The organism is bacterium (assembly GCA_030655055.1).
Classification (GTDB): Bacteria; Edwardsbacteria; AC1; order AC1; family EtOH8; genus UBA5202.
Genome location: JAURWH010000091.1, coordinates 1 through 11,253 on the forward strand (window position 1 = coordinate 1; position 11,253 = coordinate 11,253).

Consider the following 11,253-nt stretch of genomic DNA (forward strand, 5'->3'; position numbering starts at 1 on the left):
TTGTCTCTTTCCCTTTTCTTCTCACTTGGTTTTTCGCTGCAGCGAACCGATTCCTTCCACCAGCTGATATCATACTTCTGCTTTGGCGTTTCATATGGGGGTATCATTAAAAACGGCTGACTGCTCATCTTTGCGTCGATACCCTTGAAGCCGGCCTCTTTCAGCCACAAAGGAACATGAGGGGCCGTATCCGAAATGCCCAGCCCCAATTCTTCCCTGCCTTTGGCACAAATGTATGCCATCTTGCGAAAAAATAGATTATCCTCGATTGGTATATCCGGCAATGAAGATACCCCGCGTTGCAAAGCCATTGACAAATGATCCGGCTCCTTGCAAAGCACTACCCCACCAGGCTTTAATATGCGAAACATCTCATTTACAGCTTTTTGCTGTTCTGACAAGTGCATCAGCAGGGTCTGACACATCACCACATCGGCATAATTGTCGGGATACGGAAGTTTATATGCATCCCCTACTTTGAATTCGGTGGTGCCGCCCTTGGCCCAGTTTCGTGATATTTTTTTTGCCTCAGTTACCAGTTTGGGACTTATATCCACCCCGCAATATTTACCGCCCTTGCCAAAGAACGGCCAGTATATGGTCCCCAGGTAACCCAAGCCGCATCCCACATCAACCACGGTCTGGCCCTGTTTGAACCCCACCCATTTGGCCAGCAGGGCCACATATTCGGGCTCCCATAAGAATTTCCGCTCTTCAATGATCCTTTTCTTATACCACCCTTTGGCCCATTTGTTTTTGGCTGGCTTTCTCATGATTGCCTCTTAATTTCATTGGATTTAAGATCTTCCAACTTTTACAATATACTATCGTGGTTTATTTCCCTTTATTGCAAAAAGCTGCCGGGCATTGAACCAAAAATATGAGCCGGTCTTTATTTGTTGTTCATAAAGTTTTTTCCTTGGTTTGATTTTTTTACGCAATTTTAGGTACTTATCATAATCAGACTGGGTTCCTCCCCCGGCAAAGAATGTTTTTTTGAAATTATCGCTTATCTGTCTTTTATAATCAGGTTTCTTGCTCCTGCATATCAATTCCTTCCTCTCGGCGACCTCGTGCTTTTGCCTTGGTGTTTCATACGGCGGAACACCCAGCGATGCCTGGCTTGCTATCTTGGCGTCAATCTGACTGAACCCGGCTGCTTTCAGCCACAGCGGAACCCGGGGGGCCGCATTTAGAAAACCCTGCCCCAAATTAGCCCTGCCCTTGGCATAAATAAAATCAATTTTCCGAAAAAACAGTTCATCCTCCATGGGTAATTCCGGAAGTGACGTAAGGATGTGCTGTAAAGACCAGGACAGATTGTCAGGCTCTTTGCACAGCACGGCGCCTCCCGGCTTTAAGACCCGGTACATCTCTTTGACGGCTTTCAAAGGATCGGACAAGTGCATCAGAAGGGTCTGGCACATTACGGCATCTGCAGATTCATCCGGATATGGCAATTTATAGGCGTCCCCAACCTTGAATTCCGTTTTCCCGCCCTTGGCCCAGTCTTTTGCCTTCTTTTTTGCCTGAGCTATAAGCTTAGGGCTGACATCCGCTCCGCAATATTTGCCGCCCTTGCCAAAGAACGGCCAGTATATGGTCCCCAGGTAGCCCAAGCCGCATCCCACATCAACCACGGTCTGGCCCTGTTTGAACCCCACCCATTTGGCCAGCAGGGCCACGTATTCCGGCTCCCACATAAACTTTCTCGGATCAATGATCGCCTTCTTGTACAGACCTTTGGCCCATTTGTTTTTGGCTGGCTTTCTCATGATTGCCTCTTAATATGTTTGCCGGGCTGGCGTTTTCTTTCATAATCCCCAGCCCCTTCCCATCCTTCGTCCTGGTTGGCATCCAGCGCATACCTCTGTTTCAATTTCCCGGCCGCAGTTTTTTCCACAAATAATTCCTCCCCGGTGTAGGGGTTCTTGCCGGTATGATACATGGCGGCCGAGGCCGTCATGGGCAGGGGGATGAAATCCTGGACCTGCTCCACGGCCAAACCGTTCTTTTTAAGAAAGCGCTTCAGCTCCAGCATGTCCTCCAGCCGGGAGCCCGGGTGACTGGATATCAGGTACGGCACCAGATACTGCTCCCTCCTGCTCAGCCGCCGGAAGATCTCCAGGAATTCTACGAAAGTATTGATGCCCGGTTTGTTCATCTGTTTCAGGACGAAAGACGAGCAGTGTTCCGGAGCGACCTTAAGGTGCCCCCCGGTGTGCTCCTGTATCAGTTCCTTCAGATATTTGCGGTCGTGCAGCGCCAGGTCGTAGCGCACCCCGGAGGCCACGAAGACCTTCCGCATTCCCGGCACTTTCAGGGCTTCGTGCCAGAGCTTGACGCTGGGATGCTGTCCCGGCTTCAGGTTTTCGCAGATCTGCGGCGCCAGGCAGCTGGGCTTCCGGCAGAATTTCTCCCGGCCATCCGCTTTGCACCCGGTGCCGTACATGTTGGCGGTCGGCCCGCCGATGTCGCTGATGACGCCTTTGAAATTTTGGTCTCCGGCCAGAAGTTTTATTTCGTTTACGATCGATTCCGGACTGCGCGACTGGATGACCGGGCCCTGATGAAAATACAGGGTGCAGAAGCTGCAGCCTCCGTAACAGCCCCGGTGTGAGGTGATGGAATATTTGACCGTTTCCAGGGCCGGGACCGGTTCTTTATATGAAGGATGAGCTTGGCGCTGATATGGCAGGGAATAGACCGCGTCCAGCTCTTCGGTATCCAAAGGCATGGCCGGGGGATTTACCAGCAGGTACCTGTCCCCGTGCTTTTGCAGCAGCCTTTTCCCGAAATGCGGATTGGCCTCGCTGGACGCAATGACAAAAGCCTGGTTGAATACTTCCTTTGATGCCGATACTTCCTCAAACGACGGCAACTCGGCATATTCGGAAGATCCGAACTTCGGAAGGTCCGAATTTCGGCAGATGATGGCAGTTCCGGGTACGTTCATCAATTCGATATTCTGTATTCTTGCCCTGAGCTGCCAGGCTGAGCGTGCTGAAGCCCCGGTCGAAGGGCCATCTTCAGTATTCAGCAGTTGAGCTATCCTGCCCACCGCCCTCTCCCCCATCCCGAAGACCAGCAGGTCGGCTTTGGCATCGAACAGGATCGAGCGCCGCACCGCGTCGTCCCAGTAATCATAGTGGGCCAGCCGCCGCAGGGAGGCCTCTATCCCGCCCAGTACGATGGGAACATCCTTGCAGGACTGGCGGATCAGGTTGGAATAAACTATCACCGCCCGGTTGGGGCGCAGACCGTGGCGGCCGCCGGGGGAATAGGGGTCGTCGTGCCGCAGTTTTTTGTTGGCGGTGTAATGGTGCAGCATGCTGTCTATGTTCCCGGAGGTGACCCCGAAGAACAGCCGGGGCCTCCCCAACCGCATGACATCGGCGGGACTGCGCCAGTCCGGCTGGGCGATGATGCCCACCTTGAAACCCTGACCCTCCAGCACCCGCCCGATCACCGCCGCCCCGAACGAAGGGTGGTCCACATAAGCGTCGCCGGTGACCAGGATCACATCGCATTGATCCCAGCCCTGGGCTTGCATTTCTTTTTTGGTGGTAGGTAAATGGCTCATATCAGTAAATAAATAACGGGGCCGCTTTGTCAGAACGCCCCCGGGATGTTTCTTTAATAGAGGGAATCAGGCCAGCCCCGGTTTTCCCTGGGAATGCTCCCCGATCAACTCCATCACCCTCCCGGCCGACCAGGCCACCATCGGATTGCACCGCTCCTGGTGGATGACGTCCATGTACCTTTTGCGGTCCGGCTCGTTCTTCATGTCCAGTCCGGTCAGTTCCCGGCAGGTGGAATGGCCGAACCTTTCCACGAATTCATTGTAGAACTGGTCTGCCGCCGGATAACAGGGGTCCCGGCTTTCTTGGGCAACATCCCGGCCCAGGGCCAGACCCAGGGCCATCAGCCCCCCGGACAATGCCCCGCAGAGACCGCCGTTGCGGGCGATTCCGCCGCCGAATCCGGTGGCCATCCGGGGTATGCATATCCCGTACTCCTTGGGATCATATCCCATCTGACCGCAGACTGACAATAGCACCGACTCGGCGCAGTTGTAGCCGTTGTTGAAATAGTGTTTGGCCTGATCTTCTATGTTCATCTTTTCACCATTTCGGTTCTTCGGTTATCTGGTAGGTGCTTTGGCAGTAGGGACAGTTGATGAACACCGCCCCTTCCTTCACAGTCACAGTGTCCTTGGAGAGCGGCGCCCCGCATTGTTTGCACTTCATCTGTTCGGGCAAAGACTTCCCGGCCAGGTCTATCTTCTGGACGATCTCGATCTTCTGGGCCGGTTTGGGCTGGCTTTTTTTGAGCACCACCGCAATGGCGATCCCGGTCCCGATCAGCGCCAGCCCGGTGATGATCCGGCTGCCCGGATTGGCGGTATATTCGTCCCGGGCCGACATCATGAACAGCACCCCGAAGAATATCAGGATGGATGCGACTATATACCCGGCTATTTTCATTTGTAAGCCTTTCTGCCCTGTCATTTTCAACCTTTATGACCTTTTGGTCATTTCAGTCATTTAGTGGATCAGGTCTTTCCCATCAGCGTCAGCACCAGCAGGATCAGCGAGGCCAGCACTATCCCGGCCACCGAGATCAGGGCGGCGATGTTGTAGAATTTTGAATTGACATGGTTCCCCATCACGTCCCGGTTGTTCAACAGCAGCAGGATGAAGATCAGGATGATGGGCAGCAGGACGCCCTGCACCGTCTGGGCGAACAACATCACCTTGATCAGGGGCAGGCCGGGGATCAGGATGGCCGCCCCGCCCAGTATCAGCAGCAGGGTATACAGGCTGAAGAATATGGGGGCCTGGCTGAAGTTCTTGTTGATGCCGGTCTCCATCCCAAAGGCCTCGCAGATGGCGTAGGAGGTGGACAGGGGCACGATGGAGGCGGCCATCATCGAGGCCACGAACAGTCCCAGGGCAAAAAGCACCGAGGAATATTTTCCGGCGATGGGGGCCAGGGCCAGGGCGGCGTCCTCGGCGTTGTGCACCGGAATGCCGGCCTTGAACAGGGTGGCGGCGCAGGTGACGATGATGAAAAAGGAGATGAAATTGGTGAAGAAGGTCCCCACGAACACATCCAGCTTGGCGTAATTGTAATGCTTCATGGTGATCCCCTTGTCCACGATCGAGGACTGCAGGTAGAACTGCATCCAGGGGGTGATGGTGGTGCCGATGGTGGCGATGAAGATCACCCAGTAATCCGCCTTCCAGACCAGGGTCGGTTTGACCAGGCTGCCCACCGCCAGGCCCCAGTCCGGCTTGGCCATGAACCCGGCGATGACATAGGCGGCGAAAAACAGGGCCACTATCAGGAAGAACCTTTCCACAAAACGGTAGGAACCCTTGACCACCAAAAGCCAGAGGGCCAAAGCCGTCACCGGAACTGAGATGTATTTGCTGACCCCCAGGATCTCCAGGCTGGCCGCGATCCCGGCGAAATTGGCGATGGTGGTGGTGAAATTGGCCACCAAAAGGACGATCATGGCAAACAGCGTCCAGCGCAGGCCGAATTCCTCCCGGATCAGGTCGGACAGCCCCTTGCCGGTGACCGCCGCCAGCCGGGCCACCATCTCCTGAAAGAAGGCCAGCACGAAGGTGATCAACAGCAGCATCCACAGCAGGGAATACCCGTAGCGGGCCCCGGCGATGGAGTAGGTGGTGATGCCTCCGGCGTCGTTGTCGGCAAAGGAGGTGATCAGGCCCGGCCCCACTATGCCGAAGATCAGCACCAATTTTATCCAGAGTTTCTTCATGTCAGATCAGGCGTTTGCGGTGGGAGCGTTTCCATTTTTCCGGGACCATCAGTTCTATCACATCGTCCACCGTGATCACCCCCAGCACCTGCCGGGCATGATCCACCACCGGCAGCATCACCAGGTCGTACTTGGAGAACAGGTCAGCCACCTCGCTTAAGGGAGTATCCGGGCGGACCGAGGGGGTGTCGGGAGCGATCAGGTCGTCGATCTTGGACTGGGGCTGGGCCACCACCAGGTCGCGCAGAGACAGCATCCCGGCCAGCTTTTCCCCGGCCTCGGTCACGATCAGGTTATAGGCCACTTCGGGCTCGGGCTGGTCGGCCCGGAACTTATTGAGCACCTGCTCCACCGTCAGCCCCCTGGTCACCGCCAGGTAATCGTTGTTCATGATGCCTCCGGCCGAGTCCTCCGGGTACTGCAGCAGTTCCTGGACCTCGGCCTTTTCCTCGGACTCCATCTCGTTCATGATCTGGCGGGCGGTCTCCTGGGGCAGGTCGGAGATCAGGTCGGCGGCGTCGTCCGGCTCCATCTCCTCGATGATGTCGGCGGCGTCCTGGGGCTTGATCTCCTCCATGATGTCGCTCTGCATCTCCGGCTCCACCTCGGTCAGGGTCTCGGCCGCGGTCTCGTCGTCCAGCCGCTCCAAAAGATCCGCCCCTTGGGTGACCCCCAGCTCCTCCACGATGTCGGCGATGTCAGCCGGATGCATCTTGGAAAGCTTTTCAAAGCTGGATTTCAGGTCGGGATCCAGCGGCTCCACGTCGGCCCAGGCTATCCGCCGCTGCATCTTTCCCGGCTTGGGCTGCAGAGATTCCGGCAGGCCCAGCCGGTTCAAAAGCCCGGCCAGCCCGGCGTCCACCCAGCGCACCAGGAAGCGTTCGCCCTCCTGCTCCACTTCGATGTCGTTGACCCGGTAAACTTTTTTCTTCCTGGTGTCCACCACCTGCTTGTCCAGGATGTGCTCGGCCAGCCGGATCTGGTCATCGGCCGGAGCCAGCTCCGGGCATTCGCCCAGGCTCCGTTTCAGATAGATGTAGCGGTGGCCCAGCGATTCCACGTCGTTCAGGGAAATGCTCCTCTCCCGTCCCTCATTGTCCAGGATCACCAGACCGGCCAGTTCGGCCTGGGTGGGCCGGGCGTTCATGACCCAGTCCACCAGTTCGCCCAGATGCTGTTTTTTGAAATGCACCTGGCGGTGAAGATAGTGCGATAGGTATCTCATAGGTTTATCAGGTCCTTCAGCATCTCCTGGGAGATGGAAAGTTTTATCCGTTTCATTTCGTTGTCGAACTGCTCCACCAGGTCCCACATGATGATGTTTTCCATGATCTTCACGTTCAGCAGATTGGCCACCCGCACCAGCCGCCGCCCAGCCCCCAGCCGGTACAACAGGCCCTTGATGCCGGTCTCCACCCCAACCAGCCGGAGGTGTTCGTTGAAGGCCTTCAGCTTGACGTCGTTGACCCGGAGGATCTTGCGGCCTTCGTTGTCCACTATCTGCTGGTCCATCACGTTCTTCTTCAACAGCAGCTCCCTCTGGTTCAGCTTGCCGGTCTTCACTTCGCTGAAGGCGATGCCCAGGGCGATCCCGTCCTCATCCAGGCTTTTCACCTGGCGCCAGGGAATGATGGCCTCGAACTTGGCCGAGCCGAACAGGCTGATCCTCAGCTTGACCGCCACCACCAGCGAGGAGACATTGGGGAATTCCTCGCCCATGGTAATGGCCAGGTCGGCCACCCGCCCGATCTTGGTCCCTTCCTTGTCAAAGACCCAGAGGTCCAGGAAGTCCTTGGTAAAACTGGTGGCCTGCTCGGACAGTGAGATGTTTGTTTTGCTGTTGGGCATTTGTAATCGTTTGGTGTTTAGCGTTTGACGTTTACAGTTGACAAGTTTACAGTTTAGCTTTTCTTGTTCAGCCTTCAGCGTATACGTTTCACATTTCACAGCTTGTCCGACGTAGCCTTGCATGTCAGCCAAAGCCTTGGCGTAGGCAGGGCGTAGTCGGATTCACGTTTCACCATTTGGGCAGATATTCCGACAGCTGTTTGAAGAACCGCACCGCTTCCGGGTCCCTGAATTTTTGGCTCCACAGGTGGGCCGCCAAGCCGGACTGGCACAGGCCGTAGTATCCTAAAACGATCTGTCCCACCGCGATGTAACCGGTGGCCAGCTGCCCCATCCCGAACAGCAGACCCACCGCGATCTGGGCGATGGCCGTGGTTCCCAGGATGATCTGCCCGAAGCCGAACACTATCCCCACCCCGAACTGGGCGATGGTGATGGCGCCGATGCCGAACTGCCCGATGGCGATCCAGCCTTTGGCCACCCTTAGGTGTCCGTTCCTGTCCTTGCCGACCGAGACGTGGACCAAGGGCCAGCCGTAGTAGGATGTTTTGGACTTCCAGTCGAACCCCCATCCGTTCCAGGTTTGGTTGGCCGGCTGGGGTGCCCCGCAGTGAGGACAGCGCATGGCATTGGGGCTGACCTCTTTTTTGCATTCCCGGCAGCTGGACAGGCTCATTTTTCCTCAACCTCCATTTCGGTCTGCGGCTCCTCTTTTTCCGGCAAATCCTCCTTGGCGTCGTCTATCAGCTGGCGGACCCGGGGCGGCATGGCCAGCTCCTCGGTGGGATACCGGGCCAGGATCTGGGCCAGGATCCGGGTCTGCTCCTTGGGCATCATCCGCTTGTTGATGATGATCTTCTCGGTGCCCTTGAGTTTGCACCAGCCTCCCCGGCCGTCGAACTCGTCGAATTTGATGGACAGGCCCAGCTTTTCGGCCAGCCCGGTCATGGTTTCGATTATTTGATTATCGCGCATGTTATACCTTATAAAGTTGAACTTACCGTAGTCCGTTCTAAATGATCGGTTTCTCCAATATACAGTTCAGTTAATTTACTTGTATCCGCATTGTCAATTACAATATGTGGCATGATATTTTCTTTTTTGAAATGTCTAAGCCATTGATCAGTTATAGTGTCATCGGGTACACCAAGGCAAATTGTATCAATATTATTATCCTTCGAAACCGCAATAATATATTCAACAAGCCTCCGATACCTATTGTTAGTCAGCATGTCTACTGGAGGCCATTTCACACAGGCGGTTGTTGTAACCGAAGGGTATTTCATTTTAATTGACTTAAGCTTTTCTATTGGCGACCACTCGGAAAGATAATCAGGTTCATTATCTCCACGGCTGTAACCGAATTTAAACTCTGATACATAACCGCCAACAATACATCTATCAGAACCTATTTTCTTTACAACTTCTTCGATTACTGGCCAGGCATCATAGTGCTTACAATCTATCATAGCAAAAATGTCCGACTGTGCAACCTTGTCAACTGCATCCCAAATAGGAAGTGACTTAAAATAGGGTTCTCCGCTTTTTTCATGGTATTCTCGCGAATGCCCAAGATATGGCTTGTCATTATCCACACAAACATCTAAGTCCATACTTTTTTGTTCGGTAATTGCCTGTTTCAGCAAACTTTCGCTAACAGTCCACGTATGAAAGAATACAAAAGGTTTGGTGGATTGGTTAATTTTCTTAATTATTGACATAACTTGCCTGAAAATTATTTTTAATCCTTTTCTTCCAGCACCTCCGCCTCAAACACAAACAACTTGGTCTCCTTCTCCCTCCAGGCCCCGGCCGGCAGGCCCGCCTTGTGGGCGCAGAGGTAATTCAAGGTCTCCTCCCGGTTCCATCCCTCCTCTGTTGCCACCTGTGGCAAAAACACCCCGGACCGCCCGCCCCGCCGGACTATTATCCCATGCTGTCCGGGAATGAATTCTTCTGGAGAACCTATCTGCCTTTTCGGCGTCAGCACCGAGATCTCGTATTCCAAATGAGGCAGTTCTGCTTCCGCGACCCCGGGAAAGCGCGGATCGTCTACCGCCGCGGCCACCGCCATCTCGGCCACCGCCAGGTACAGCGGCTTGATGCCCTCAATGTACCCGATGCAGCCCCGCAGCTGCCCCTGTTCTTTCAGGGTGACGAAGACCCCGCGCAGCTCGGCCAGTTTTGGAGTCAACGGCGTGAACTTCGGCTTGGGCAGTCCCCTGACCTCGGCCTCGATGGACTGGTGCGCTATCCGAAAAAGCTCCCTTTTCTCTTCCGCCGTCAACCCGTCTTTCATCTCAACCTTTTCAACTTTTAGAACCTTGTTTTATAGAGCCCCGCTGCCAGATACCCCACCACCTGCTCCTTCTCGCCCGTTACATCTCCCGAGGTCCGGTAATCATAAACCACGCCCTTATCGGCCCCCAGCAGTTTGCAGGCGATCATCACGGTTACTATGGGTCCGCCCCCGCAGGCCTCGCATTTCTCGAAGGCCAGCTCCCCGGCCAGTTTTTCGGGATCGTAGTTCTCGATCGCCTTGACCACCTTCTGGTCCAGCTTTTTGGCTTCGGCCTGGGAGTGAAAGTGGGACAGGTCGCTGGAGGCCAAGAGCATTATCCCTTCACAGTTTCCATTGAGCGCATGAACTATGGAATGGGCCAGCCTCTCGCAGGAAGCCAGACAATGGTTGGACACCATGATGGGAACGATCTTAAAGCCGGGATCCAATACCGTCTGCAGGAAGGGCAGCTGGATCTCCAGCGAGTGCTCCTGGGCGTGGGCCGCCGGCAGGTCTTTGATATGGGTCTGGTCCTGGCTGATGATCTTCTGGCAGAGTTCAGAGTCGATCTCCACTTTTCCCAGCGGGGTCTCCCATTCTCCTGAGGCGTATATGGCGGAACCCTCGAAACTAGCGCGGTGGCTGGGGCCTATCAGCACCACGGTCTTGATCCCCAGGCCTTTGAGATTCTTGTAGACATAGGCCGCCACCGGCCCGGAGTACATCAATCCCGCGTGCGGAGACACTATCCCCAGCAGTTCGGAATCCGTGGGATATGTCTGGGCCGCCGCCAGGTACTTTTCGACCTCGGCTTTAAGCTTGGCCGCCTCGCCCGGATACCAGCTCCCGGCAATGATGGATCTTCTGATGCTCATATCGCCTCTCCGCTTTTAACCATTATCAGCCAATATCCATATAGATTTTTGTGTCTCTGTGTCTCTGTGGCAGATCAGCCCCGGTCGGCGAACTTCGGGTAGTCCATGTTGAACCGCTTCTTATGATAGACCTTCAGCGCCAGGTAGGTGCCCAATAGCAGTAAAAAGAAAACCGGGTGCATCATTCCCACCAGCAGCACCAGCACCAGCGAGCCGCCCTGGTAGGACATCATGGTCCAGCGCATCTTTCCGGTGACCACCGCTATCAGGAACAACGGCAGGGCGCAGACGGCGGCGATCAGGCACAGCCTGTCGTTCAGGTAATAAGCCAGCCCCGCCGAACCGGCCATCAGGGCCAGTCCCAGCCCGATGGTGACCGTTCCGCCCAGTAAGACCCCGGTGGTTATGTTGCCGGTGGCCTTGTCCGAATGGTAATCGGGAATGGTGGTGTTGACATA

Annotated in this window: 14 protein-coding genes; all 14 read right to left on the reverse strand. The window is 55.3% G+C overall.

Going from position 1 to position 11,253, the window contains the following annotated elements; translation table 11 throughout:
* A partial coding sequence (locus tag Q7U71_03990; protein MDO9390916.1) for a methyltransferase domain-containing protein occupies nucleotides 1–683 on the reverse strand: 683 nt, incomplete at its 3' end.
* 141 nt (nucleotides 684–824) lie between these two features.
* Complete coding sequence (locus Q7U71_03995) at nucleotides 825–1,775, reverse strand: methyltransferase domain-containing protein (GenBank protein MDO9390917.1); 951 nt, start codon at nucleotides 1,773–1,775, stop codon at nucleotides 825–827.
* A complete protein-coding gene (locus tag Q7U71_04000) occupies nucleotides 1,772–3,583 on the reverse strand; it encodes a YgiQ family radical SAM protein (protein ID MDO9390918.1) in 1,812 nt (603 codons plus the stop codon). Before Q7U71_04000 ends, Q7U71_03995 begins: the two co-directional genes overlap by 4 nt.
* A 66-nt stretch (nucleotides 3,584–3,649) precedes the next feature.
* Nucleotides 3,650–4,120, reverse strand: coding sequence for a C-GCAxxG-C-C family protein (locus Q7U71_04005; GenBank protein ID MDO9390919.1), 471 nt, complete (start codon nucleotides 4,118–4,120; stop codon nucleotides 3,650–3,652).
* Between the two features lie 4 nt (nucleotides 4,121–4,124).
* Nucleotides 4,125–4,487, reverse strand: coding sequence for a hypothetical protein (locus Q7U71_04010; GenBank protein MDO9390920.1), 363 nt, complete (start codon nucleotides 4,485–4,487; stop codon nucleotides 4,125–4,127).
* A 68-nt stretch (nucleotides 4,488–4,555) separates the two neighbouring features.
* Entirely contained in the window at nucleotides 4,556–5,791 is a 1,236-nt protein-coding gene (locus Q7U71_04015; GenBank protein MDO9390921.1) for an Nramp family divalent metal transporter, read from the reverse strand.
* Between the two features lies 1 nt (nucleotide 5,792).
* The gene (locus Q7U71_04020) at nucleotides 5,793–7,016 is read right to left on the reverse strand and encodes a CBS domain-containing protein (GenBank protein ID MDO9390922.1); all 1,224 of its coding nucleotides are present in this window, start codon (nucleotides 7,014–7,016) and stop codon (nucleotides 5,793–5,795) included.
* Nucleotides 7,013–7,639, reverse strand: a complete 627-nt coding sequence (locus Q7U71_04025; protein ID MDO9390923.1) for a hypothetical protein — start codon at nucleotides 7,637–7,639, stop codon at nucleotides 7,013–7,015. The genes Q7U71_04020 and Q7U71_04025 overlap by 4 nt, the downstream gene beginning before the upstream one ends.
* Nucleotides 7,640–7,808: 169 nt before the next feature.
* The gene (locus Q7U71_04030; protein ID MDO9390924.1) at nucleotides 7,809–8,315 is read right to left on the reverse strand and encodes a hypothetical protein; all 507 of its coding nucleotides are present in this window, start codon (nucleotides 8,313–8,315) and stop codon (nucleotides 7,809–7,811) included.
* Complete coding sequence (locus Q7U71_04035; protein ID MDO9390925.1) at nucleotides 8,312–8,614, reverse strand: hypothetical protein; 303 nt, start codon at nucleotides 8,612–8,614, stop codon at nucleotides 8,312–8,314. The genes Q7U71_04030 and Q7U71_04035 overlap by 4 nt, the downstream gene beginning before the upstream one ends.
* A gap of 8 nt (nucleotides 8,615–8,622) precedes the next feature.
* The gene (locus tag Q7U71_04040) at nucleotides 8,623–9,360 is read right to left on the reverse strand and encodes a hypothetical protein (GenBank protein ID MDO9390926.1); all 738 of its coding nucleotides are present in this window, start codon (nucleotides 9,358–9,360) and stop codon (nucleotides 8,623–8,625) included.
* A gap of 20 nt (nucleotides 9,361–9,380) precedes the next feature.
* Nucleotides 9,381–9,938: an AmmeMemoRadiSam system protein A gene (amrA, locus tag Q7U71_04045; GenBank protein MDO9390927.1), complete on the reverse strand. Its 558-nt coding sequence runs from the start codon at nucleotides 9,936–9,938 to the stop codon at nucleotides 9,381–9,383.
* A gap of 17 nt (nucleotides 9,939–9,955) precedes the next feature.
* Nucleotides 9,956–10,795, reverse strand: a complete 840-nt coding sequence (gene amrB / locus Q7U71_04050) for an AmmeMemoRadiSam system protein B (protein MDO9390928.1) — start codon at nucleotides 10,793–10,795, stop codon at nucleotides 9,956–9,958.
* Between the two features lie 74 nt (nucleotides 10,796–10,869).
* A partial coding sequence (locus Q7U71_04055) for a hypothetical protein (protein ID MDO9390929.1) occupies nucleotides 10,870–11,253 on the reverse strand: 384 nt, incomplete at its 5' end.